Source organism: Exiguobacterium sp. J17977 (assembly GCF_018616375.1).
In the GTDB taxonomy this organism is placed as follows: domain Bacteria; phylum Bacillota; class Bacilli; order Exiguobacteriales; family Exiguobacteriaceae; genus Exiguobacterium; species Exiguobacterium mexicanum.
The window spans coordinates 49,368-73,574 of sequence record NZ_JAEQBB010000006.1 but is presented as its reverse complement, the minus strand read 5'-3'; the positions used below and the strand labels follow the sequence as shown (position 1 = coordinate 73,574).

Below are 24,207 nucleotides of genomic sequence, written 5' to 3'. Positions count from 1 at the left end.
TAGACATATACAGAAGGAGGTGCATGAGTTGACCAACCACTCGTTGCGCCAAACAGTCCCCGCTTTGCTCGTCGGGACGTTTTTTCTCGGACTTTTATTGATTCTGTTCACCCCTTATGCCTTGAGAGAGACGAGTTTATTCGTCTATTTCACGGCGGTCACACTCATCGCGACCGTCTTCAGTGTGACGGCCGTGTTTCAAAATCACGGGATGCGACGCTATATACATTTATTGATTAGCGCCGGCAATGTCTGCTTCATCGTCTATTTGGCCGGACACCATTTCGGCGCATCGACAGCAATCAACCACATGCCGTTTATTCAGAATTTCTTTTATTTGATTATGTCGCTAATCGTCATCACGCAGTCGATTGAGATCCGGACATTGAAACTGCGAACGTTCGACATCTTCGCGTTGTTCAGCTTTCTCTTGATTGGGGCGTTGCATCTGTTCATTTATGCGAACGATGGCGGACGCTATGCGGCTCAATTGAACGGCTTTGAGGAACAGATGGTGTTGATCAGCCTCTACATGATGCTTGGTTTTCTGTACTTGAATCGCATCACCTCGGTCGGCCAAACGTTCCGTGTGCTCTTGTTGATCGGGATTCTCGGCTTTACGACCGCCTCGATTATGAACCAACTGTTCGTGTTCGCCGGCATAGGCCATGAGTTGGTGCACTTGCTTCAAGTGAGCAGCATCTTCATCATATCAATCAGTTATGTGTTCGATGAATCGCGGGAGGATGCCCTCGTCCACGATTCCGTGTTCGACTATGTCGTCTATAGCGCGATTGTCATGCTGTTCATGCTCGCCTCGGACCGTTTGCTCGGTACGTCTGTGCTCGACTCGATGACGGCGAACGCCGTGTTGTTGTTGCTCATCCGTCAATTCGTCGTTGCCAAGCAGAACGCGTTAATCAGCCACCGTTTACATACCGTCAATACCGACCTCGAAGTGGCGGTGACGACGAAAGCGCACGAACTTGAAGTTCGGGAGCAACAGTACCGCTCGCTATTCGCCTATCATGCCGAACCGATATTCTTGTTCGACCTACATGGCGAAGTGTTGTCCGTCAACGAGGCCGGCAGCTCGGTACTCGGTCATGATACGGAGACACTGATCGGCTCCAACATCTTGGACATCATCGAACAAAAAGACCGGGCTGCCTATGCGACCGTGTTACACGATTTGACGAACGGTCGCCCCCGGACGCTTGATGTCGATATCGTCACCGAAGACGGGGCGAAACGGGTGTGGCAGTTGATGAACATTCCGATGATTATCGACGGTGAAGTCGAAGGCATTTATGCAATCGTCAAAGACATCACGCAAATGATCGTCCAACAAGAACAGATTTACTATCAAGCGAACCATGACAGTCTGACCGGGCTTCACAACCGCTACGCCCTGCAAGAACAGATCGAACGGCTGATTATGGAAGGGCGACCGTTCTCGCTCATGTTCTCCGACCTCGACGGCTTTAAAGAAATCAATGATCAGTTCGGTCATCATATGGGTGACGAGTTGTTGCAACATATCGGCAAACGCCTGCGCGGGGCCTTGTTGCCGAACGAGTATGCGGGCCGGCTCGGCGGGGACGAATTTATCGTTGTCGCTGAACACGACGACGATGAGATGCTCGTCGAACGGCTACGACGCTCCGTCTATCGTCCGCCATACTTTATGGGCGGGACGCTCGTCGAGATTCACGCGTCCATCGGCATCGTCCGCTATCCGGATCACGGCTCGACGCTCAAACATTTGCTGTCGAACGCCGACCTTGCCATGTATAAGGCGAAAGAAAAGGGGCGGAACGAGACCGTATTGTTCGCCCCTGAATTACGGGCGCACAAAGAAGAACGCAAACTGTTGATGGAAGGGCTCGATACCGCCCTCGAGAAAGGCGAGATTTCGCTCTATCTTCAGCCACAAGTCGACGCCTCGACGAAAGCCATCATCGGGGCCGAGGCGCTCATGCGCTGGCAACGGGACGGCGTCTTTATCCCGCCAAGCCAGTTCATCCCGATTGCTGAAGAGACAGGCCATATCCATGACCTCGGCCGCTGGATGATTCATGAGACGTTCCAATTGATGTACGCCTTCGAGCAAGGCGACATCGATTTGCCAAAACTGTCGGTCAACCTATCCGTCCGCCAACTGTTCGACGAGCACTTAATCGAGTATTTGACGACGTTGTTCGAACGGTTCCCAATCGAACCCGGCCGACTCAACTTCGAGTTGACCGAGACGGTCGCGGCGCATCAGTCCGATCGCGTGTTGACTCGGATTCTCGAGTTGAAGGCACTTGGCATCAAACTGTCAATCGACGATTTCGGGACCGGATACAGCTCGCTCGCCTACCTCGTCCGCTATCCGATTGATGAGTTGAAAATCCCGCGCGAGTTCACGATGCAACTCGAAGAAAACCGAGAGTATCAGACCGTCACCGCGACCATCGTCGCGATGGCCCGGCAACTCGGGATGGCGCTCGTCGCCGAAGGTGTCGAGACCGAGTATCAAGAGAATTTCTTACGAAAAATCGGCTGTGATTCGATGCAAGGCTATCGCTATGCGAAACCGATGCCACTCGATGAATTTGTCATCTACTACATGAAGCAGACGATGTAACGAACATGCCCCGAACCGGTAAACCGGTTCGGGGCATTTGCTTATTTCATCTCATAAATCTTTACTTCGCCTGGCTTCAAATCGACCCACAGGTCCCAATTCTCATCAAACGAATGCTCGGCGTACGGCCATGAGGTCGGTGAGTACACCATCTCGGCGAAACGGCTCGCGTTCCAGTTGCGGCGGCGCACCCCATCGAGGGGGACTTTCCCTTGCAGCGGTTGATGCATATCCGTATTGGCGACGACGAGAAGCGTCTCGTTCGTATCCGGACGCAACCATGCGAGTCCGATGAACGGCGCATCCATGTGTGCCATGGCGAGCGGTTCGAAATGACTCGGGTTGACGAGGACGTCCAACCAACGACGACGTACCTCGGCGACTTGATGCATCAGTTCGATCATCTCGTCTCGCTCCGGGTGATCCCAATGGAACTGGTACGCATCGAAGAACGCGAGCTTTCCAAAGTATGGATCGGTCGGAAACAGTTGATACGCTTCTTCCGGTCGGCAGTCGAGCCCTGTATTCATCGGTTGTGTCTCGTACAGTTCGAGTCCCGAGTTCGTCATCGGCACACCGTTCGGTACGAAACCGTTCAAAACGGTGAGCAGGCGACTCGCCTGTCGTCCCCCGTCTCGTGTCGCGATACGGCGCGTGTCAGCCGTCTCCCCGGCCGCAAACACCGGTAACGGTAAGAAGCGCGAGTCATATACGAACTGGTGCGTCTCATGTGTATCAAAGCGCGGCTCTTTATAGAAGCCGTACCCGATAATCATGTTATAGCCGGCTTCTTTCGCCGCCCACGCCCCGATTTCAATCAATTCTTCAGCGATGAAACTGAAGTTGGCGTCGAGTTCACGCGGTTGTTGTAAAATTCGCTGTGCCAAATCGACCGGCAAGGCGTGCCCCATGTCGATGCGAGCCCCATCAATACCATATTCACGTTGGTAGTGCGGAATGATGTCGGCGAGCATCGCCCAGAGCGGCTCGTTGATTTGATCACCTCGGAATTGATTCGATTTGATTGAGTCGAACAAGATATAAGGTGCCAAGTTCGCTTCGCTCACGTAAGGTGATGCCGCTGTCGGGTGGTCCAAGAACAGACGGAAATACGTCACATCCGACCATGGTGGCTGCGGATCATTGATGCAATCGGAGAAGGCTGGAGCGGTCGTCAAGCCGAACTCGCGCTCGATGACGGCAAGCAAGTTCTCTTCCGGATGCTCAAGCAAGTACGCTCTCACCGTCTCCCACTTGTCCGCATCGACGAGGTTCGGCGCCATCGAGAAGCGACGTAAGTGCGCCCAGACGTCTTCTGACCCATAAATCATAGGCAAGAAAGCATGCTCTGGTTTCACGTTCTCACCAATCCCTGGTACGTGCGGCGGATGATAGTAATCGAGTTCGGTCAACGGAATCCAATAAAACCATTCCGGATTTTCGAGAATGAGTCGGTTGTCACGGGCACACGTACGCGGAATCACATCGATGACGACGCGAATCCCGACCATATGACATGCTTCGACGAACGCCGCGAACTCTTCTTCGACGGTCAAGCCGTCTCCGGTCAACGTCTCTTTCAGTTCCTCATCGATTCCGAAAAAATCTTGCACGGCATAAGGAGAACCAAATTCGCCTTTTTTGTTTTTATGACTGTGTTGTGAGATTGGCAATAAGAACAACGTATCGATTCCCATGTAAAGGAGATGCGGAATCAATGCGAGCGTTTTGACGAACGTCCCCGTGTCTTTCATGCCAATCGAGTTCTCCATCTCAACATAGCCTGATCCATCATGATCCCATGACGTCGACGTCCGGACTTGCATCGAGTAGACCGAGGCCCGCTTAATCCAATCGCCGCCAGTTTGCAAATATCCGTCCGCTTGGGCGACCGATTGATGATAACCCCGTCCGTCGACCGCATGGGGGAGAATTGCTTTTTCAATCGTTTCGATCAAGAAATCATACGGATTGACCCGTTCGACCCCATCACGTACAGGCTCTGAAGCGAATTGCAGCCGGTTCCATAACGTCGGAATTTCGTAATGGACGTTCGTTCGTTTTTCTTTCAAGACTTGGTGCAACTTGATTAACGATGAGTTCTCTGGCATGTGTATTCTCCTTATGAATAAAATCGTTCCTCTATCATTGTAAACGATATCAAGAAACGCATTACTATATATTTATACCTTTACCCGAATTTTTCCTTTTCCAAAAAAATATTTTGCGGTGAAAACATGAAGTATTGTACGATGGTTTACAGAAGGAGGGATGACGATGTCCCAACGAAAATGGCTGACCGTACTCATCTCGTTATCCGTCTTATCCATCCTCGTCCTTGCCAGTTTCGCGTTTCAACTGCGCGACACGACGCGGCAAGTCGAATCGATTCACAGTCAACGTCTCGACTCGTATGACGCCATCGAGGAAATCATGTATTTCAATATCGAACGAGCCAACGCCATCCGTGGTCTTCTCGCTTATAAAGACCAGCGCTTTTTAGAATCGTATTACAGTATGTCCCAGCAAGCAGAAGAATTGAAAACGTCCATCGCGAACGACCCGAGCACGCCGAGCTCACTTCTCGATTTGCTCCATCGCGACGGGATTTGGGAACAAGGAGCCGATCAAGTGCTCGTCCTCTATGAAGGGGGCGACATCGAAGCTGCGACTGACCTCGCTGAAACGATGACCGATCAACGTCAGACGATTCTTGAAGATTTGCGTGCCTTAAAAAAGATGCAGTATGACGACATCCGCAAACAATTGATTGCGACGGAGAATCAAATCGATGTGCTGATGCAAGCGCTCACGTCCATCGCCATCCTTCTCAGCGCCGCCATCCTCGTCATTTTATTTTTGATTTTCAAAACACGAAAAAAGAACCGACCCCAATGAGTCGGTTCCCGACCTCGAGCCTGCTCGAGGTTTTTTTATTTAGCGCGAATCAATCGGGCGGCGTTCCCGATGGCGAGTAAGGCGACCCCGACATCGGCAAACACGGCTTCCCACATCGAGGCGAGTCCGAATGCACCGAGCAAGAGGAAGAGCGCCTTCATCCCGAACGCGAACGTGATGTTTTGCCAGACGATTCGTCGCGTCCGTTTGCTCAAATCAATCGCCGCCACAACATCGTGTGGAGCATCATTCATAAGTACAAGGTCAGCTGCAGCGACCGCAGTATCACTTCCGACACCACCCATCACGAGTCCGACATCAGCACGCGCCAGTGCAGCCGCATCATTCAAGCCGTCACCGACAAAAGCGACCTTACCGGTTGTCGCCAACCGCTCGACCTCCGTTACTTTTTGATGCGGAAGCAACTCGCTATGCACCTCATCGATGCCAACCGCCAAACCGACGGCATTTGCGACTTCGTGCCGATCACCCGTAAGCATGACTGTCCGATACCCGTACTGTTTCAACGCACGAACCGCCTGTTCCGCATCCACCTTCACTTCGTCTCTCAACTCGATTCGTCCGAGCCAACAATCATTTTTCACGACATGTACCACCGTCCCCGATGTCTCTCCAGGGACCGAGAAATTCAACTTTTTCATATAGCGGGCACTACCGACGTAAATGCGGTTTTCACCGTCTACAGCCATCAGTCCGTAACCTGGCTCTTCTTGGATTGTTGAGAACGGTACGACCGGCCCGGCTTGCTCGACGATTGCTTTTGCAAGCGGATGCGTCGAAGCCATTTCGACTCGGCCCGCAAGTTGGAGCAACTCGTCCGTCGACAGTTCACCGTTCGTCACGAGATCCGTCACTTCAAACCGCCCCGTCGTGAGCGTGCCGGTCTTATCAAAGATGACCGTCTTGACTTCAGCGAGGACGTCCAAATACTCGCCGCCTTTCACTAAAATGCCACGGCGCGAGCCCGCACCGATTCCACCGAAATAACCGAGCGGAATTGAGATCACTAAGGCACACGGACAACTAATGACGAGGAAGATTAAAGCCCGGTACACCCACTCCTCCAAATTCCCGACAACCAGCGGCGGAACAAACGCGACCGCAGCCGCTAAGATGACGACGACCGGCGTGTACACTTTGGCCAATCGCGTAATCATCTGTTCCGTCTTCGCCTTATTCAAACTCGCTTGTTCAACGAGGGCAATCATCTTTTGAAGACTCGACTCTGCTGCCGGTCGCTCGACCCGAACTTCGAGCCGTCCGTCGAGATTGATCATGCCGGCCAATACGTCTTCACCAGGCCCGACTTGGCGCGGCAATGACTCTCCTGTCAGCGAAGCCGTATCCAGCGAGCTGTCCCCTTGTAACACCTGACCATCCATTGGCACTTGTTCACCAGCCCGCACGATGATGACGGAGCCGACCGCCACATCCTCAGGTCGTTGCTCAACTTCTCGCCCTTCAACTAGGACGCGTGCGAGGGTCGGTTTCAAATTCAATAGCGATTGAATCGACCGGCGTGAAGCGTGGACCGCTTTCGCTTGGAAATACTCACCGAGTTGATAAAACAGCATGACGGCAACGGCTTCCGGATACTCCGAAATCGCAATCGCTCCAACCGTCGCAATCGTCATTAAAAATTTTTCATCAAACCATTCCCGATGCCAAATATTTCGTATGGCGGCGTACAAGACGTCATAACCTGCAAACGCGTAGGCAATCCCGTACATGACGAGCGAATCGGTATACAAACCGATGAGCAGGAATATGAATGCAATCCCGAACCGCCATAACAAGCGATTCGACATCGGCGCTTCCGTCTCGTCTTTCACAAAATGAGCACCCGGTTCAATCCGTCCCATCGTTGCCTCAATCGAACGGAGCGTCGCTGTGTGATCGATTGACTCGTTCCAATCAATCATCATTCGACTCGTCGCAAAGTCGATTTGACAAGCAGCGACACCATCCTCTTCACTGACACGCTTCTCGATTTTGGCGGCACAATTCGTGCATGTGATTCCTTTGACGGGTAACACATCTCGTTGCATCTCGTTCACCTCTTTTATATTCAAACGTTCATTTGAATATATCGTAACGCGATTGATTCACAATTACAACCGGAAAAAAGTCGACTGGAATTCCAGTCGACCTCATGTGTCTGATGCAGTCTCATCTTGCTCGGCACTGTGGGCCATCGCAATCTCGACGAGCAACCGGACGTGGTCGTCATCGAGCGAATAATAGACGACCTTTCCTTCTTTTCGATATTTGACGAGCCCTTGCTCAAGCAATGTTCGTAAGTGATGGGACGCCGTGGCATTCGAATGTTGAATCACGGCCGCCACGTCACAGACGCACAGTTCCGCTTCGAGCGTGAGCACGTAAAGCACTTTCAGTCGGGTCGGATCGGCGAACGCTTTAAACAATCGGCTGACCCGTGTCGCATCAAGATCGGTCAACGCTCGTTGCAATACCGCGACGTCCTCGTTCTGAATGGCAATCGTTTCGCATTGGGGTGCCTTCATCCATCTCACCTCATTTTCTATACTCTCATTCTAGCAAAATCTGATTTATAAATCTGTTATATATTATTATTGACTTATTGGACACTGTTATAATACAATCAAAACAACATAACAGCTACGTTACTTAATTAAAGGGGGCAGTTACAATGAATGAATGGGCAAGCCGACTTGAATCTTCCGTCGAGTTTTATCGGAAGTTACCGGACAAGACGTGTCAAGAGTGTGGGAAGCAGATGGATGAGCAGTGCGAGTCTTATGAGAACACGTGCCCATCTTGTGCTGAAAAACTCCAACTTAGCGAATAAAACAATCCCTCGGAAACGTGTTCCGAGGGATTTGTCATGGCAAGTGATAACCGAGATAGGCCGCAACCAGACCGAGTACGTAGGTCGCAAGCAAATACACCCCGAAGCGAATCCAGTCTTTGGCGACGAATCGCATCACTTCAAGCTTAAACGTCGAGAACGTCGTGAACGAGCCGAGAAAGCCGACACCGATCCCGAGCATGAGCGATGGTCCGGCACTCGACGCATACAAATAGCCGAGGAGAAACGAACCGCTCACATTGACGAACAGCGTTGCCCACGGGAACGTGGAGGCTGTCCATATTTTGACGAGCTGACCGATGCCAAACCGTGCCATCGCTCCGAAGAACGCCCCTACCATAATGACGAGAATCGTCATCGCGCCACCCCTTCCCGCCTGAACCGACGCCGACCTAACCAAAATCCGAGCCACGAACTGAACAGACCAAGGACGAGGCTGAGCGTCACATAGAGCAAGGCCATGCCGAGCGCGCCGGACTCTAGCAATTCAATCGTCTCTATGCTGAACGTCGAAAATGTCGTAAACGAGCCAATGAACCCTGTCCCGACCGCCGTCACGATGCTAGGCGAGAGACGGCCGGACCGAAACAGGAAGTGTGTCAGCCAACCGAGTACAAAGCTGCCCGATAAATTGATGAGCAGCGTCCCGAGTGGAAACATACCGATCCAAAACGTCTCGATGCCCGTCCCGACCCCATAACGCGCCAAGGCACCTAGCGCTCCTGCCAAACCGACATATACATATAGCATCGCCAGGCCTCCCTTCAAAAAAACACCTGCCGCGAGCACGTCGCGAGACAGGTGTTACGTCTGTAATCATTATACCAAGCGATGCTTGATCACGAAATAGCTGCTGGTGCGAACACGGCCGAGATGGCCTCGAACGCCTCATCGAGCTCCTCTTTCGTGATGACGAGCGGTGGCGCCAATCGAATTACCGTCTCGTGTGTCTCTTTGCAGAGCAAGCCACGTTCTTTGAGCGCCTCACAATAAGGCCGGGCTGCTTCCGTCAATTCGATCCCGATGAACAGACCGCGACCGCGCACATCTTTAATGAGCGGATTGTCGATCGATTTCAAACGGTCCATGAAATACGTCCCGAGCTCGAGGGAACGCTGTGGCAACTGCTCTTCTTCCAACACTTCGAGCGAGGCAATCGACACGGCCGCCGCGAGCGGGTTCCCCCCGAACGTCGAACCGTGTGAGCCTGGATTGAAGACGCTCAAGACGTTCTCATTGGCCGCCACACATGATACCGGGAACACGCCGCCCCCGAGCGCTTTTCCGAGAATATACATATCCGGTTCCACATCTTCCCATTCGATGGCGAACCATTTGCCCGAGCGACCGAGCCCTGATTGAATCTCATCGGCCACAAACAACACGTTATGCTGCTCGCACAGTTCACTGGCTCGTTTCAAGTACCCAGCCGGTGGGATGATGATTCCGGCCTCACCTTGAATCGGTTCGACGATGAACGCCGCTGTATTTTCAGTGATGGCCGCCTCGAACGCATCGATGTCGCCGTACGGCACGACTTTGAATCCTGGCAGTAATGGCCCGAATCCACGTTGATATTCCGCTTCCGTCGACATCGATACCGCCGCCATCGTCCGGCCGTGGAAGTTGCCCGAACAGACGATGATTTCCGCCTGACCTGGAATTTGTTTCACTTCATACGCCCAACGACGCGACGCTTTGACAGCCGTCTCGACCGCTTCCGCGCCTGTGTTCATCGGCAACACCATCTCTTTGTTTGTAAGCGTTGCCACTTTCTTGTAGAAACGACCGAGTTGATCATTGTAAAACGCACGTGACGTCAGCGTGATTTTATCGGCTTGGTCCTTGAGCGCTTGAATGATTTTCGGATGGCAATGGCCTTGGTTGACAGCCGAATACGCGCTCAACATATCCATGTAGCGGTTCCCCTCTGGGTCTGTCACCCAGATCCCCTTCGCTTCCGAGATGACGATTGGAAGTGGATGATAGTTGTGCGCCCCGAATTTCTCTGTCAATTCAATCACGTCTTGTGTCTTTGACATTTGATTTCCCCCTTATCAAAAAACTATCTTACACCTTCAGTATATGATGACCGTCTTTCTTTTGACAACGACCAACTTGCCCATTCCTCGGTTTGGCAAAATAAGGTACACTGAACGTAGAATATGATTCATTTGATGTAGATTGGAGGAAACGATGTGGCTTCATTGCGTGATTTGCCGATTGACGAGTTTATCGATGCTTTATCTGTCCCATGCTGTTACATCAATCTCGATGGCAACGTCCTGCTGTGGAACGAATATGCGGAAACGCTGTTCGGATGGGAACGGGACGAAGTGCTTCACCATCCACTCCCTGTTGTCCAACACTTACAGGATGCGCTCGAATCCTGGTCACCGATGCTCCTTCAATATCCGTTCTCGACGACGGCGATGACGCCGTTCAAACATAAAAACGGATCAGTCGTCTATGCGACTGCCTATTTGCAATCGTTCTCCATCAATGACTATGCGGGCTACTTCCTTGCGTTCCTGCCGAAAGGGTTCGGGCCGCTCATCAGTACGGAACAGTTCAATCTGCTTCATCATTTCCAAGCGATGATTGAAAAATCGACATACTATCTGGCTACCAACGCCTACGGCGAGATTACCGAGATCAATCCATTGCTCTGCGGATTAATCGGCGCACCCGATCATCAATTCATCGGTCGTAACTGGTTCGAGCTCATCCATCCGTCATTTGAGAATCACCCGCTTGCCGAGGACGTGCTTCAAGCACTTACGACCGACCGCATATGGAACGGTGAAATGCCTGTCCGTTCCGAGCGGCATGTCCGGAACATGTGTTGGCTCAACTTGACGGTCGTCCCGATTTTGAGTGAAGAAGGCGACGTCGTGCAGTATACCGCCTTCGGCTTCGACGTCTCGGATAAAAAACGGCTCGAGCAAGAGGTCAATTACCTGGCGTACCATAACGATTTGACCGGACTCTTGAACAAAAAAGGCTGGCTCCGTCAGTACGGCCACGTGTTGACGGACGTCGATTTAGGAGACGGCTTGGTGCACGTCGCCTTGTTCGATATCGATCGCTTTAAAATTATCAATGAATCGTTCGGTTCACGCGTCGGCAACGAGTTGCTCCTTCAAATCAAGGACCGCGCCGCACAGTTCATGCCGGAGACGAGCGTCATGTTCCATCCGTCGGGCGGTTTGTTCGGATTGATTTTCTTTGAGGAATCGAAAGAAGAAGTGTTCCAGTTGCTACGTCAATTACAACATGAACTGCAGCGTCCGTTCCGGATTTATCATCACTCCATCATGGTGTCGATTTCCATCGGGTGCGTCTTCTATCCGTCCGCGACGTCTTCCTTAGAAGAACTATATACACGCGCCGAGAGCGCCCTGTTCAAAGGCAAACGAATCGGTGTCGGGACGATTCAGTTCGTCACGAAAGATATGGATGATGCGTTCTCACGTCAAATCCATATCGAGAAGGCACTTTATCAAGCGCTTGAAGAAAAACATTTTTATTTAGAATATCAACCTAAGTATGAATTGAAGACCGACACGCTCATCGGCTTCGAGGCACTCCTCCGTTGGCACCATGAAGAGCTCGGCCAAATCCCGCCGTCGGAGTTCATCCCGCTCGCCGAGGAGATGGCGCTCATCGTCCCAATCAACAATTGGGTCATTCTCGAGGCCGCCAAACAGTTGAAAGCCTGGCAACAACTCGTCAATCACCCGTTATCGATGGCCGTCAACATTTCGCCGAACCAATTCCGGAGCGACAGCTTCATCAATACGCTTCGCAACATCAAGCAACAGCTCAATTTGAATCCGTCCGATATCATCCTCGAGATTACCGAGAGTCTCGTCATGCAACAGACAGACGAAATCATCGCCAGGATGGATCAAATCAAACGTCTCGATTATCGCTTATCCATCGACGACTTCGGGACCGGCTTCTCGTCCCTGCAATACTTGAAGTCGTTCCCGGTCGACGAGCTAAAAATCGATAAAGTCTTCCTCGATGATTGGTTGGCGTCGAAGTCACACTTGCTCGATGTCATCGTCCACCTCGGCAAGAGCCTGAACTTGCACGTCGTGGCCGAGGGCGTCGAGGATCAGGAGATGCTCGATCACTTGAAACAAACCGCTTGCGACTCGTTCCAAGGGTTCCTGTACGCCAAGCCGCTGCCTCCGATTGAAGTCGTCCGCTTGTTATCCGAAAAGAACCACTAAAAAAGTCATCGCGCGTCTCACGACGTGCGATGACTTTTTATTATAGGCTGATTGTCGCCGTCCATAATCCATAGACGCCGTACGTGGCTGCCAACAGGATGACGACCGCAATCATATATTGCAACCGGCTGAGGTACGGTCGGCCCTGTTCACGCTCGGCGAGCATGAAGACGAACACACCCGGCGCGTACAAAATCATGGCGATGAGCATGTACTCGACTCCTGACGCATAAAGAAGCCAAGCGGCATACACGGTCGCAATCCCCGACATGACGAGCATCGAATGCGCCCCGGTCCGTCGTGCCTCTTTCCAACCGAATAAGGCGGAAAATAAGTATGGGACGAGCGCTGCGATCCCGGCGATGCTCGACAGCACCAAGTATGTCTGTTCCGAGAACAGGGCGATGATTGTGACGAGTTGCGTAAAGACTTGCGTAACGAACAACGCGCTCACCGGCGTCTCATTTCGATTGAGCCGATTGAACAGTTTCGGGAACACCCCATCGCGACTTGCCACATAAGAGATCTCCGTCGCGAGAATCGTCCATCCGAGCAACGCACCCGAGAGCGAGATGAGGAGCCCGATATTGATGATCGTCGCTCCGACCGGCCCGACGACGGCCTCGAGCACGTACGCCATCGATGGTTCCGAAAGCGCCGCGAGTTGTTCTTGGGTCATGACCCCGAACGATAAAATCGAGATCATCATGTAAATGACGAGCGTTCCGACGAGTCCGATCACCGTCGCACGACCGACATCCCGTTTGTGGCGGGCACGTGATGACAAGACGACCGCCCCTTCAATCCCGACGAACGCCCAAAGCGTCACGAGCATCGTCGACTTCACTTGCGGAAACACTTGTGACCAACTGAATCCAGATTGACCCCAAAAGTCGATTTGGAACGTATCGATTCGAAACGCAAACAAGATGAGGACAATAAACAAAAAGATGGGGACGAGTTTGGCGATCGTCGTGACGATATTGAGCAGCGCCGCTTCTCTCATCCCGCGCGAGATAATCCAGAACAGCCCCCAAATGACGACCGCACTCATAAGTAAGCGGAACGTCCGGTGTTCGGCCGAAAAAATCGGGAAGAAGTAGCTGAGCGTGCTGAAGATTAACGTGATGTTGGCGACCGTCCCGATCCACGCCGACATCCAGTAGCCCCACCCACTATTGAATCCGACAAACTTGCCGAACCCTTCTTTCGCATAGGCGTATATGCCGCCCTCGAGTTCAGGACGTGTATTGGCTAGAAATTGAAACACGAACGCGAGCATGACCATCCCGATGCCGGTAATCGTCCAACCGATTAACACCGATCCGACCCCGGCACCTTGCGCCATCGCTCCCGGTAAATTAAATGCCCCTCCGCCAATCATCGTTCCGATGACCATGGCAGCGAGTCCAAAAAAGCCGATTCCGGCTGACTGTGACTTCATTCAAAAACCCTCCAAAGCAAGTTGACGTCTGACGAATAACTATTCATCAATAATGTATAATCATTCGACGATTTCCTTATTCTACTGAAACCAAAGGCGTTTAGATAGGTGTTTCACTAATGTTTATATTTTCGAATAATTAAAAAAATTTTATTGCCTATTCATCTTGTTTGTAGTTTAATTGCAATATATTCGAAACAATCAGAATTTTCGGGAGGTAACACAATGCGCAACAAGAAATGGTTAGCTTTATCGGGTGTCGCTTTACTTGCGACAGCAGCATGTGGCGGCGGCGAAGACGCAACGGATTCATCTGACGGCTCTTCATCAAGTGATGCGAAAAAGGAAATCACGCTCGTCTCGGCGACGGATTTGCCACAGCTCGATCCAACGCTCACAACGGACTCGACGTCAATCATCGTAACGAACAACGTCTTTGAGGGACTGTATCGTCTCGACGAGAACAACCAACCGGTACCGGGAATTGCTGAAGACGTAGAAATTTCAGAAGACGGACTTACATATACCTTCAAATTGCGTGACGCGAACTGGTCAGACGGTTCACCGGTCACCGCTGAAGATTTCGTCTACTCATGGAAACGCGCCCTCAACCCTGAGACAGGTGCCGAGTATGCGTATATCCTTCAAGATTTGAAAAACGCCAACAAGATTCTTGCAGGAGAAGAAGAACTGGATACACTCGGTGCGAAAGCGCTCGATGAGAAGACACTCGAAGTTCAATTGGAGGCACCAGCTCCTTACTTCCTCGGGTTGACAGGCTTCCCGACGTACATGCCACAAAAGCAAGAGTTCGTCGAAGAGCAAGGCGAGTCGTTCGCGACAGCCGTCGATAAGACACTCTACAACGGACCATACGTGTTAGATAGCTGGCAAGACAATGAAGGCTGGGTCTATAAAAAGAACCCGGACTACTGGGATGCTGAAAACGTCAAGATGGAGACGATTAACGTCAAGGTCGTCAAAGAAGTCGCGACAGGCGTCAACTTGTTCGAATCGGGCGAAGTCGATTACACACTCTTGTCATCTGAATTCGTGCCACAATTCCAAGACAGTGATGAATTCAAGACACGTGCCGACGCACGAATCAACTTCCTTCGTTTCAACCAGAAAAACGAATCACTCCAAAACGTCAACATTCGTGAGGCACTCGCAAAAGGCTTCGATAAGCAAGGTGTGACGGACGTCATCTTGACAGACGGTTCACAACCGGCCAACTTCATCGTCGCGAAAGACTTCACGTTCACAGAAGATGGCGCTGACTTCCGCGAGAAGTATCCGGACCTTCAAAGCTATAACGTCGACGAGGCGAAAGCTGCATGGGAGAAAGGTCTTGCCGAACTCGGTGTCGAGACGATCGAGCTCGAGTTCCTCTCACGTGACGAAGAAGCGTTCAAGAAAGTCAACGAGTACATCAAAGGTGAGCTCGAGAAGAACCTTCCTGGCCTCACACTTAACATCAAGCAACAGCCGTTCAAAAACTTCCTTGAACTTGAAGGCGCTGGCGACTATGACGTCTCGGCTGCCGGTTGGGGTCCTGACTATCAAGATCCAATGACGTACCTCGACATGTGGGTCACAGACGGTCCGTTCAACCGGATGGCTTACTCAAACGATGAGTACGATAAGTTGATTCAAGACGCGAAACAAGAAGCTGACCAAATGAAACGTTGGGAAGCGATGCAAGAAGCAGAACGCATCTTGCTCGAAGATGATTTCGCGATTGCACCGATCTACCAAAAAGGTGAAGCTTACCTTGAACGTTCAAACATCGAAAACATGTACCGCCATCCGTTCGGAGCCGACGCTAGCTTCAAATGGTTGGACGTCAACTAATCCATAAACCCTGCCGCTTCCTTGCGGCAGGGTTTGTTTGTTGGGGCTATGGCATTGTGACGCAAAAAAGGGGACGTCCCACGTAGTTGTGGGACGTCCCTTAGAAATGATTACGCTTCACGTTCAGCTCGCATATCGGCTGGTACGCGTCCGCGTTTTGAAATGATTTGCGCGATGACGAGCAAGACGACAAATGTCGCAAGTGCCGCGAAGAATCCGACCCACATCGAGCCTGTGATCCCGAGCACCAAATATCCGACCGCCGACACACCAGCCGCAATCAATGCGTATGGCAACTGTGTCAACACGTGGTCGATATGGTGCGATCCAGCACCCGTCGAACTGAGAATCGTCGTATCCGAGATTGGTGAACAGTGGTCTCCGAACACCGCTCCGGCGAGAACCGCGGCAAGTGTCGGGAGCAAGAGTTCCGGCTCAACCGCCATAATCAAATCGGCTCCGATTGGAAGCATGAGACCGAACGTCCCCCAGCTCGTCCCTGTCGAGAACGCCATCAGACCGGCGATCACAAACAAGATGAGCGGCAAGTAAGAGGCAGCAATCGAATCTGTGACGAAACTTGCCAAGTAGTCACCAGTCTTCATATCACCGATGACGGCGATAATCGTCCAAGCAAACAACAAGATGAGCACAGCTGGCCACATGGCGCGAATGCCAGCCCATGTCGCATGACCGTAGTCTTTCGCAGGAATCTTGCGACCAATTAACAATAAGAGTGCGACAATCAAGCTGATGACAGCACCCGTTACGAGGGAACGCGTCACGTCCGTCGATTCGAACGCACCAATCAATGAGAAGCTTTGGCCATCGGCTGCGAGTGCCTGACCGCCCGTGTAGAGCATGGCCGAAACTGTCGCGATGATTAGAACGATAATCGGCACAATCAAGTCACGTACTTTTCCACCGTCATGTTCTTTAATGTCTTCACTCATCCCCATCGGCGCACCTTTCGATGAATCGTAGAGCTCGCCTTGAAGGGCACGTAACTCATGCGTACGCATCGGTCCGATGGCGAGTCCCGTGTAGGCGACGTACGCCGTCAAGAGAAGCGCGAAGATGGCATAGAAGTTCATCGGGATGATTTGAATGAACGCCGAGAACGATGAATAGCTGTCAATCGAATACTTCGCAAGGATCCCTGCGATGATGGCGATGATGTATGCTCCCCAACTTGAGAGCGGGCTGATGACACAGACTGGTGCGGCTGTCGAATCGATTGTGTATGCGAGTTTCGCACGCGATACTTTCTTCCGGTCCGTGAGCGGTCGGCTGATGTTCCCGACGGCCAAACTGTTGAAGTAATCGTCGATGAAAATTAAAATCCCAAGTCCGAACGAGACAAGGCGGGCACCACGGGCCGTCTTGACGTTAGAAGCGGCCCATTCTCCGAACGCGCGGGCGCCGCCCGACGTTTGGATGATGGACGATAAAATCCCGAGCAAGAGCAGGAACGCAATCAAGAGCACGTTCCACTCGTTAATGGCCCCGTCAGCCCAGAACAAGGCGATGACGTTCGACCACAAGTATTGAATCGATTCGAGCGGGTTGAAATTGTGAAGCAATAACACCCCTGCAATAATCCCGACACCGAGTGACGGAATGACTTTCCGTGTTGTGATGGCCATGATGATGGCCAATAAAGCCGGTACGAGCGAAAGTACCGAAGTTGAATAATCTACCATGTGATTTCCTCCTCTTTTGTTAGAGATGAGGCCCCTCTATGCTTAAAAAAACGCAAAGCGAGGGCATCGGCAACAAAGCCGACACCCTCGCTGGATGTTCCGTCTTTCTTAGCCGACTTGGAGCGCTCCATACGTAAATATGTATGGCAGTCTGACGGGTATTTCCCGTCAGCCCAGCACAAAGTCAGAGACATGACTTTACACTTCGGCGATCTTGCCTTTCTGTAGTCTTCACCGTTGTCATCCTCGGACTACTTACTCATCAGCATCGCACCTCTACCTCATCGATAGCACGAATATTCATTTAAAGTTACGTCTAAATTATCATAGGTCATAGTGACTAATCAATAGTTTTTTTCATCTCGGATGATTTGTTTCAATACCGCGAGTGCGGCTTGGTCATCTGACTCGACCGCTTTAAAGAAATCACTAAAGAAATGGTATAAGACAAAACGCTCGGCGTGTGACGTCGTATGTTCTTTAATCGTTAAGAAGATAAGGTGACGCAATCGCCGTTTCGTCCGCGTCTCGTCGGGCAATTCTTGACATCGATCTTGGAAGGTACGATATACAGAATTGATCAAATCCCCATGTTCATCATACGACCGGTTGTAAGCAACTTGTTCCATCTGTGATATCCCCCCTTTCCATATTTACCGATGAAACTTGTCGTAACTATACCAACTTAAGCCGAGCCATTCAATCGTTTCGGGTCGTTCTTAACAAAAATCATACGTTAGACTGACTTACGACTCGATGAATGAGAACGTCGTCACGTCGAATAGTCCCATATCGGTCAATTTCAAATCCGGGATGACCGGAAGCGCCAGGAACGACATCGTCAAATACGGATTGAAGTGACGATGGGCCCCGACGACGTCGAGCGCATCGTTCAACTGTTCGAGCACGTCCGCCACTTCCGCATACGGACGTTTCGTCATAAGTCCACCAATTTCAAGCGGTAAGACGGCCAGCACCTTGCCTTCTGACACCGCGACGACCCCGCCGCCCACTTTTTCAAGCGTCTCGGCAGCAAGCAACATATCGTCCGGGCTCACTCCGGCGATGACGAGGTTATGGCTGTCATGCGCGACCGTGGCTGCGAGCGCCCCTCGCTTCAAGCCGAAACCAGTCACCGGTGCGAGCGCCATATGCCCCGTCCCGTGATGGCGTTCGATGACGGCGAGCGTGGCGATATCTTGCGTGAGATCAGCACCCGAGGCGTCCGGTTGAAAGACGAGCCGCTCCCGTTTCGTCAAGAGACTGTTCGGCAGCACTTGAATCACATCGACCGCTTCTTCCTTCACGGCCAAGCGGAACGACTCCGCAGTCAAATCGGGTAGTTTGAGCTCACCTTTCATCGGTTTCGGCACTTCAATCCCATCAGCCTCGAACGTCGCCTTGCCTGCCTTGGCGACGACTTCCCCGTTCACGTAGACGGTTTCGATTTTTACCGATTGGACGTCTGACAAGATGACAAAGTTCGCTCTCTTGCCGGGTGCGATAGCTCCTACTTCTTTCAACCCGTACGCCTCGGCCGCGTGCAGGCTGGCGACAGCGTAAGCTGTTTCTGGCTTGACGCCTTGTTTGATGGCCATGCGAATGTTGTAGTCGATGCCACCCTCGGCGACGAGATCGTCCAAATGCTTATCGTCCGTACAGAACAAGAACCGGTGGGCGTTGCTTTCGGTGATCGCCAAACTGACCTGCTCGACGTTACGGGCGACCGACCCTTCTCGAATCTGAACATAAAAACCGCGGCGCACCCGTTCGAGCGCTTCTTCAGCCGTCGTGCACTCATGATCGGTCATGATACCGGCCGTGCGATACACGTTCAACTGATCCGGACCGAGACCCGAGGCATGGCCGTCGACGACTTTTCCGGCGAGTTCTGTCTGGGCGATTTTTTGAAGCATATCTGGGCTTCCCGACTCGACGGACGGATAGTCCATCACTTCACCGAGACCGTGCACCCCAGGATCTCCTAAGAATGGTGCCAAGTCCTCGGCGTATAGCTTCGCTCCTGCGTGCTCGAACGGCGTCGCTGGCACACAGCTCGGGAGCATCATGCGCACGTCGAGCGGCAACCCTTCAGCATCCGCCAACATATACTCGATGCCGAGCGCCCCGTTGACGTTCGCGATCTCGTGCGGATCGGCGATGACCGTCGTCACGCCGAGCGGCAGGACCGCTTTGGCGAACTCGTGAGGCGGAACCATCGATGACTCGATATGGACGTGGGAATCGATGAAGGATGGTGCCAGCGTCCAAGACGGGTCGTGGTATTCCGTCTCCCCTTCGTAGCCGTCCCCGATGGCCACGATATATCCCGCATCGATGGCGACATCGGTGCGAATCGTCTCGCGACTGTAGACGTCGATGACCGCCACATCTTTAAAGACGACCGCTGCTTTCTTTTTCTTCGCCGCGATGTCAATCAAATGTTGTTTCTCCATCTGTGTGTCTCCTTTTTTCTACGTATTTTTACTATCTTAACAAGAATAATCTTTCAGGCGCAATTTCTTTTTCAACTTATGCGACAATGAAAGCATATCGGTTTGAGAGGGGTTACACATATGCAGTACAAATTAGGCGAATTGACGCCGCAAGTTGACGAGACCGTATTTCTCGCACCCGGGTCCCATGTCATCGGGGATGTCACGATCGGCGCCCATTCCGGTGTCTGGTTCAATACGGTCATTCGAGGTGATGAAGGACCGATTCGCATCGGCTCTTACGTGAACATCCAAGACGGCTCGATGGTGCACCAATATGAAGGTTCTCCGACAATCATTCATGACCGTGTCTCGATCGGACACATGGCGATGATTCATGGGTGTGAAATCGAGGAAGGCTGTCTCATCGGCATGCATGCGACCGTCCTCGACGGCGCCAAAATCGGGAAAGGCTCGTTCATCGCCGCCGGGGCGCTCGTCACGCCGAACATGCAAATCCCGGAAGGTGTCATGGTCATGGGCGTTCCGGCCAAAGTCGTCCGTCCGCTAAACGACGAGGATCGCTTCATCATGGAACGGACCGTCAACAAATATGCGAAGCGGGCCGAGCAGTATAAACAGACGTGTCAACCACTGACATCCACACAAAGTTTGTGAAAGCGTTTACAAGATTCATAAAATGTTAACGATTCACCCGATTTTTCTTTATGTTTCCTTTGTATACTGAGGATGTAGTCAAGCCGACGTGTCGAAAGGGGCCAATTTGTATGTATCCAAACCATGCCGAACTCATGTTAGACTTGTACGCCTCGTCCGTGAACCCTAGCCATGGCCTGCATATCGAGGATTCCATCGATGATTCATTGCAAGGTACACATCGCGAGGTTTGGGAACGACTGCAATTGGATAATAACAAAGAGGAAGAAAATTAATCTGGGGGAACGTGAACACAATGATTCCAACGAATGTCATTCAAGATTGGCTTGCAGGCAAGCTAAAAAAATAAACTGAGCGCTCTTATGAACCGCTCAGTCTCATTGACCTATAAATATAGGCCCGTTCGTAGTCACCTACGCCCGGGCCTTTTTGTTCACTCAAAAATCGTGAGGCAGCTGTCAATCGACTGACGACGCTTGTTCGGTGGCACGTCTTCGAACCGTCCGAGTTGGAGCAACCCGACGAACGTCTCCCCTTCCGCCCCAATCATGTCCTGTAGACGCGCATCCTCAAAGATGCCCCCGGTCCGCCAGACGAGACCGATGTCCCGCTCACTACACAGCAAGTGGAAGTTTTGAATGAACGTCGCTGTCGCAAGTAACGCATCCTTCCGATCTTTCTCCGTCTCGAACGCCTTCGTCGTCACATAGACACATGCGGCCGCGTTACGGATCCGCCCGGCGATCTTTTCACGTTTCGATTCCGGTCCATCTTGAAACGCCGGCTCTAGCGCGGACAATAACACATCTTTTCCGTCTCCGTTGAACAAGTAAACGTTCCATGGTTCTACCTTATTGTGAAACGGCGCTTGGTGCGCCGAGGTGAGTAACGTATATAATTCTGACGTGTCAAGCGCACCTTCCGTGAACATGCGAATCGTCCGCCGCGATTCAATCAATTGTTGTCCTGCTGTCTTTTCCATTGAAGTCACTTCCCCCTCTATTTTCTCTTTTATCATAATTGAAAACGTTTCTCATTTGAAGAAGAACGACTCCCTAAAAAAAACGCATCCCCGATTCAGGAATGCGCTCCTTGTATTACGTCGATTGTCCGACAATCTCACAGGCGACCAAATCTTCGAGCGTCTGTCTGCGGACGACGAGACGATGTGTCCCGTCTTTCACGAAGACGACGGCTGGACGGAGCATCTGGTTATAGTTGCTCGCCATCGAGAAATTATAGGCCCCTGTCGCTTTGACGAGCAAGAGATCCCCGGCTTCGACCGGCGGGATGAGCGAACGGTTCGAGATGATGTCTCCCGACTCACAGCACGCCCCGACGATTTTCGCCTCGAGTGTCTTCGCCTCATCCATCCGGGTCGCCGCGATGACGTCATACTCGGCGTCATAGAGGGCGGGACGTATGTTATCCGTCATCCCTCCGTCGACCGAGACGTACGTGCGGACACCGCTCACTTCTTTCACCGTCCCGACTTCATACAGCGTCGCACCCGCGTTGGCGACGAGCCAGCGGCCCGGCTCGATGCCGATTTTCGGGAGCGGCAAGCCAAAGCGTTCCACTTCCGCGACGAGCGTGTCCATCACTTGTGTCATCGTGTCGGCGAAGTCGAGCGGGTCGTCCGATTCGAGATAGGCGACACCGAAGCCGCCGCCGATATTCAAGACGTCGGCCGTATACCCCGTCTCTTGACGAATCGTCTCGATGAAGTTGACCATCGTCTTGACCGTGTTGATGAACAGCGTCGGCTCTTGAATCTGCGAACCGACGTGACAATGGATGCCTCGCAGTTGCAGTCGTTCTGCCGCGAGCGTCGCCTTGATCGCTTCAAGATACGTGTCGTCATGGGTCGGGAAGCCGAACTTCGTATCGACCCCGCCCGTCTGAATTGCCTCGTGGGCGCCTCCGACGACTTGTGGGACGATGCGGAGCAAGACATCGACGTCTACCCCTTGCGCAGCGGCCAGACCCGACAACAACCCGATCTCACGCATATTGTCGATGGTGAAGTGGGTGATGCCGTTCTCGAGCGCGAACGTGATGTCCTGCACCGTCTTGTTCGAGCCGTGGACGTGAATCCGGTCGGCCGGGACACCGGCGTGAAGCGCGACGAACATCTCGCCGCGCGAGACGACGTCGATGCTTAGACCCGCTGCGATCACTTTATCGTATACGGCCGCAATCGACATCGCTTTCGATGCGTACAGCGCGTATGTGTTCGGATACTTGTCGAGGAACGCGTTCCGGACAAGGTCGAGGCGACGTTCGAGTTCCGGCTCGCTCATGATGTAGAGCGGTGTCCCGTACGTCGCTTGAAGTTCACGGACGGACACGCCTTCGATCATACAAACTGATTGGTTGGTGGTGTACATACATTGCCTCCTTCAAAGCGATGCGGGACACGCCATGAGCGTGCGCATAATTGTTCTGAGTTATTGGCGTGACCGGTGCGGGTCACGTCATCGATTTTTGTAAGATGGCCATATAGCTCCACACGATCTCCGACTTGTACGGTGTCATCGACGCGTAAAAAACTGTGGCTCATGAAGATGTTACTGATGAACGGATAGGCCCGTCCTTCGATGTGGGCAGGTAAGAAGCGCCGGGCTCGCATGAGTCCGTCACCATAGCCGACCGAGAGCACGGCGATACGTTCTTTCGTCTCGGCCGTGTAACCCGTCCCATAACCGACGTGGGCACCGGCTTCGATGTCGTGCACGGCGACGACTTCTGTCTCCCAGCGAAACGCCGGGATGAGCCAATCGACCGGTTCGACCGACGAGTAGCCGTAGAGAAAGATGCCGACACGGACGTGCGTGCAATGCCCGAGACGCGGATCCGCTTGAAGCGTCGCCGCACTGTTGGCCGCATGCACGATATCAAACGTATGCCGCTCCATGAGACGATTCGACCAGTCGGCGAACCGTTCCACGTGCACACTGTGCTCGATTTCGGCGTTGTCCGCGTCCGCGAGTGGGAAGTGTGTACATAACCCGACAAGGTCGAGCCCTTCGTCCTGGCAAAAGGCGACGATGGCCAAGGCTTCTTGGAACGTCTTCGCACCGAAACGGTTCATGCCGACGTCAAGCTTCAAGTGAAGCCGGACCCCGTCGAGCCGGTCCCGTTGCGAGACGAGCCAGTCATAGGAACCGATGGCGACGTCAAGGTGGTCACGATGGACGGCTGTCCACTCGTATACCGGGTTCATGACAAGGACGCGCGCTTCCGGAGCTGATGCCCGGACCTCGCTCGCCTCATCAAGCGTCGTCACCATGAAGTGACGCACCCCTTCTTCGTACAGTGTCGTCACAACTGGCTCCATCCCTAAATTATAGGCGTTGTTTTTTACGACGGCGAACACTGGTCGGCCAAGCGCTTCAATCCGACGTTTGTTTTCGCGAATCGCATTCAAGTCAATTGTGACTCCCATAC

At 52.4% G+C, this 24,207-nt stretch carries 20 protein-coding genes and 1 riboswitch; of the genes, 7 read left to right on the top strand and 13 right to left on the bottom strand.

Going from position 1 to position 24,207, the window contains the following annotated elements:
- The first annotated feature begins 28 nt into the window (after nt 1-28).
- Entirely contained in the window at nt 29-2,632 is a 2,604-nt protein-coding gene (locus tag KNO58_RS11325; protein ID WP_251026217.1) for a putative bifunctional diguanylate cyclase/phosphodiesterase, read from the top strand.
- A 41-nt stretch (nt 2,633-2,673) separates the two neighbouring features.
- Here the strand turns inward: KNO58_RS11325 and KNO58_RS11320 are convergent, their stop codons facing one another.
- Entirely contained in the window at nt 2,674-4,743 is a 2,070-nt protein-coding gene (locus KNO58_RS11320; RefSeq protein WP_251026216.1) for an alpha-amylase family protein, read from the bottom strand.
- A 166-nt stretch (nt 4,744-4,909) separates the two neighbouring features.
- On the opposite strand from KNO58_RS11320, the gene KNO58_RS11315 reads away from it, so the two are divergent.
- On the top strand, nt 4,910-5,530 hold the full coding sequence (locus KNO58_RS11315) for a CHASE3 domain-containing protein (RefSeq protein WP_251026215.1): 621 nt from the start codon (nt 4,910-4,912) through the stop codon (nt 5,528-5,530).
- Nucleotides 5,531-5,565: 35 nt separating this feature from the next.
- Here KNO58_RS11315 and KNO58_RS11310 read toward each other — a convergent pair whose 3' ends face one another.
- Nucleotides 5,566-7,599: a heavy metal translocating P-type ATPase gene (locus tag KNO58_RS11310; RefSeq protein WP_214753969.1), complete on the bottom strand. Its 2,034-nt coding sequence runs from the start codon at nt 7,597-7,599 to the stop codon at nt 5,566-5,568.
- A 102-nt stretch (nt 7,600-7,701) separates the two neighbouring features.
- On the bottom strand, nt 7,702-8,076 hold the full coding sequence (locus tag KNO58_RS11305; protein ID WP_214753967.1) for an ArsR/SmtB family transcription factor: 375 nt from the start codon (nt 8,074-8,076) through the stop codon (nt 7,702-7,704).
- 146 nt (nt 8,077-8,222) lie between these two features.
- On the opposite strand from KNO58_RS11305, the gene yhfH reads away from it, so the two are divergent.
- Nucleotides 8,223-8,381, top strand: coding sequence for a protein YhfH (yhfH, locus tag KNO58_RS11300; protein WP_021065246.1), 159 nt, complete (start codon nt 8,223-8,225; stop codon nt 8,379-8,381).
- Nucleotides 8,382-8,415: 34 nt separating this feature from the next.
- On the opposite strand, the gene KNO58_RS11295 is transcribed toward yhfH, so the two are convergent.
- The 3 genes from KNO58_RS11295 to KNO58_RS11285 form a co-directional block, all read right to left on the bottom strand.
- Nucleotides 8,416-8,760: a fluoride efflux transporter FluC gene (locus tag KNO58_RS11295; protein WP_214753965.1), complete on the bottom strand. Its 345-nt coding sequence runs from the start codon at nt 8,758-8,760 to the stop codon at nt 8,416-8,418.
- On the bottom strand, nt 8,757-9,152 hold the full coding sequence (crcB, locus tag KNO58_RS11290) for a fluoride efflux transporter CrcB (RefSeq protein ID WP_214753963.1): 396 nt from the start codon (nt 9,150-9,152) through the stop codon (nt 8,757-8,759). The genes KNO58_RS11295 and crcB overlap by 4 nt, the downstream gene beginning before the upstream one ends.
- Nucleotides 9,153-9,241: 89 nt before the next feature.
- Nucleotides 9,242-10,444 (bottom strand): ornithine--oxo-acid transaminase, encoded by a 1,203-nt coding sequence (locus tag KNO58_RS11285; protein WP_214753961.1) that lies wholly within the window; start codon nt 10,442-10,444, stop codon nt 9,242-9,244.
- Between the two features lie 156 nt (nt 10,445-10,600).
- Between KNO58_RS11285 and KNO58_RS11280 the strand changes: the two genes are divergently transcribed.
- Nucleotides 10,601-12,643, top strand: coding sequence for a sensor domain-containing protein (locus KNO58_RS11280; protein ID WP_214753960.1), 2,043 nt, complete (start codon nt 10,601-10,603; stop codon nt 12,641-12,643).
- A 40-nt stretch (nt 12,644-12,683) separates the two neighbouring features.
- On the opposite strand, the gene KNO58_RS11275 is transcribed toward KNO58_RS11280, so the two are convergent.
- Nucleotides 12,684-14,087: a basic amino acid/polyamine antiporter gene (locus KNO58_RS11275; RefSeq protein WP_214753958.1), complete on the bottom strand. Its 1,404-nt coding sequence runs from the start codon at nt 14,085-14,087 to the stop codon at nt 12,684-12,686.
- A gap of 225 nt (nt 14,088-14,312) precedes the next feature.
- On the opposite strand from KNO58_RS11275, the gene KNO58_RS11270 reads away from it, so the two are divergent.
- Nucleotides 14,313-15,941: a peptide ABC transporter substrate-binding protein gene (locus tag KNO58_RS11270; RefSeq protein ID WP_214753956.1), complete on the top strand. Its 1,629-nt coding sequence runs from the start codon at nt 14,313-14,315 to the stop codon at nt 15,939-15,941.
- Nucleotides 15,942-16,051: 110 nt separating this feature from the next.
- Here KNO58_RS11270 and KNO58_RS11265 read toward each other — a convergent pair whose 3' ends face one another.
- The 3 genes from KNO58_RS11265 to ade form a co-directional block, all read right to left on the bottom strand.
- Nucleotides 16,052-17,644 (bottom strand): Na+/H+ antiporter NhaC family protein, encoded by a 1,593-nt coding sequence (locus KNO58_RS11265; protein ID WP_214753954.1) that lies wholly within the window; start codon nt 17,642-17,644, stop codon nt 16,052-16,054.
- 112 nt (nt 17,645-17,756) lie between these two features.
- Nucleotides 17,757-17,931, bottom strand: a riboswitch (Lysine riboswitch).
- Nucleotides 17,932-17,988: 57 nt separating this feature from the next.
- Nucleotides 17,989-18,273 (bottom strand): hypothetical protein, encoded by a 285-nt coding sequence (locus KNO58_RS11260; protein WP_214753952.1) that lies wholly within the window; start codon nt 18,271-18,273, stop codon nt 17,989-17,991.
- Nucleotides 18,274-18,390: 117 nt separating this feature from the next.
- Complete coding sequence (gene ade, locus KNO58_RS11255; protein ID WP_214753950.1) at nt 18,391-20,100, bottom strand: adenine deaminase; 1,710 nt, start codon at nt 20,098-20,100, stop codon at nt 18,391-18,393.
- A gap of 120 nt (nt 20,101-20,220) precedes the next feature.
- Between ade and KNO58_RS11250 the strand changes: the two genes are divergently transcribed.
- Nucleotides 20,221-20,757: a gamma carbonic anhydrase family protein gene (locus tag KNO58_RS11250; protein ID WP_214753948.1), complete on the top strand. Its 537-nt coding sequence runs from the start codon at nt 20,221-20,223 to the stop codon at nt 20,755-20,757.
- 110 nt (nt 20,758-20,867) lie between these two features.
- Complete coding sequence (locus tag KNO58_RS11245; protein ID WP_214753946.1) at nt 20,868-21,032, top strand: hypothetical protein; 165 nt, start codon at nt 20,868-20,870, stop codon at nt 21,030-21,032.
- Between the two features lie 158 nt (nt 21,033-21,190).
- Here the strand turns inward: KNO58_RS11245 and KNO58_RS11240 are convergent, their stop codons facing one another.
- The 3 genes from KNO58_RS11240 to alr all read right to left on the bottom strand — a co-directional run bounded on the left by KNO58_RS11240 (nt 21,191) and on the right by alr (nt 24,205).
- Entirely contained in the window at nt 21,191-21,739 is a 549-nt protein-coding gene (locus KNO58_RS11240) for a nitroreductase family protein (RefSeq protein ID WP_214753944.1), read from the bottom strand.
- 115 nt (nt 21,740-21,854) lie between these two features.
- On the bottom strand, nt 21,855-23,147 hold the full coding sequence (lysA, locus tag KNO58_RS11235) for a diaminopimelate decarboxylase (RefSeq protein WP_251026214.1): 1,293 nt from the start codon (nt 23,145-23,147) through the stop codon (nt 21,855-21,857).
- Nucleotides 23,117-24,205 (bottom strand): alanine racemase, encoded by a 1,089-nt coding sequence (gene alr, locus KNO58_RS11230; RefSeq protein ID WP_214753942.1) that lies wholly within the window; start codon nt 24,203-24,205, stop codon nt 23,117-23,119. Before alr ends, lysA begins: the two co-directional genes overlap by 31 nt.
- Between the last annotated feature and the right edge of the window lie 2 nt (nt 24,206-24,207).

Coding starts and splice junctions, on each gene's coding strand:
- KNO58_RS11320 (WP_251026216.1), bottom strand. CDS start 4,743: ATGCCAGAGAACTCATCGTTAATCAAGTTGCACCAAGTCTTGAAAGAA.
- KNO58_RS11315 (WP_251026215.1), top strand. CDS start 4,910: ATGTCCCAACGAAAATGGCTGACCGTACTCATCTCGTTATCCGTCTTA.
- KNO58_RS11310 (WP_214753969.1), bottom strand. CDS start 7,599: ATGCAACGAGATGTGTTACCCGTCAAAGGAATCACATGCACGAATTGT.
- KNO58_RS11305 (WP_214753967.1), bottom strand. CDS start 8,076: ATGAAGGCACCCCAATGCGAAACGATTGCCATTCAGAACGAGGACGTC.
- yhfH (WP_021065246.1), top strand. CDS start 8,223: ATGAATGAATGGGCAAGCCGACTTGAATCTTCCGTCGAGTTTTATCGG.
- KNO58_RS11295 (WP_214753965.1), bottom strand. CDS start 8,760: ATGACGATTCTCGTCATTATGGTAGGGGCGTTCTTCGGAGCGATGGCA.
- crcB (WP_214753963.1), bottom strand. CDS start 9,152: ATGCTATATGTATATGTCGGTTTGGCAGGAGCGCTAGGTGCCTTGGCG.
- KNO58_RS11285 (WP_214753961.1), bottom strand. CDS start 10,444: ATGTCAAAGACACAAGACGTGATTGAATTGACAGAGAAATTCGGGGCG.
- KNO58_RS11275 (WP_214753958.1), bottom strand. CDS start 14,087: ATGAAGTCACAGTCAGCCGGAATCGGCTTTTTTGGACTCGCTGCCATG.
- KNO58_RS11270 (WP_214753956.1), top strand. CDS start 14,313: ATGCGCAACAAGAAATGGTTAGCTTTATCGGGTGTCGCTTTACTTGCG.
- KNO58_RS11265 (WP_214753954.1), bottom strand. CDS start 17,644: ATGGTAGATTATTCAACTTCGGTACTTTCGCTCGTACCGGCTTTATTG.
- KNO58_RS11260 (WP_214753952.1), bottom strand. CDS start 18,273: ATGGAACAAGTTGCTTACAACCGGTCGTATGATGAACATGGGGATTTG.
- ade (WP_214753950.1), bottom strand. CDS start 20,100: ATGGAGAAACAACATTTGATTGACATCGCGGCGAAGAAAAAGAAAGCA.
- KNO58_RS11250 (WP_214753948.1), top strand. CDS start 20,221: ATGCAGTACAAATTAGGCGAATTGACGCCGCAAGTTGACGAGACCGTA.
- KNO58_RS11245 (WP_214753946.1), top strand. CDS start 20,868: ATGTATCCAAACCATGCCGAACTCATGTTAGACTTGTACGCCTCGTCC.
- KNO58_RS11240 (WP_214753944.1), bottom strand. CDS start 21,739: ATGGAAAAGACAGCAGGACAACAATTGATTGAATCGCGGCGGACGATT.
- lysA (WP_251026214.1), bottom strand. CDS start 23,147: ATGTACACCACCAACCAATCAGTTTGTATGATCGAAGGCGTGTCCGTC.
- alr (WP_214753942.1), bottom strand. CDS start 24,205: ATGGGAGTCACAATTGACTTGAATGCGATTCGCGAAAACAAACGTCGG.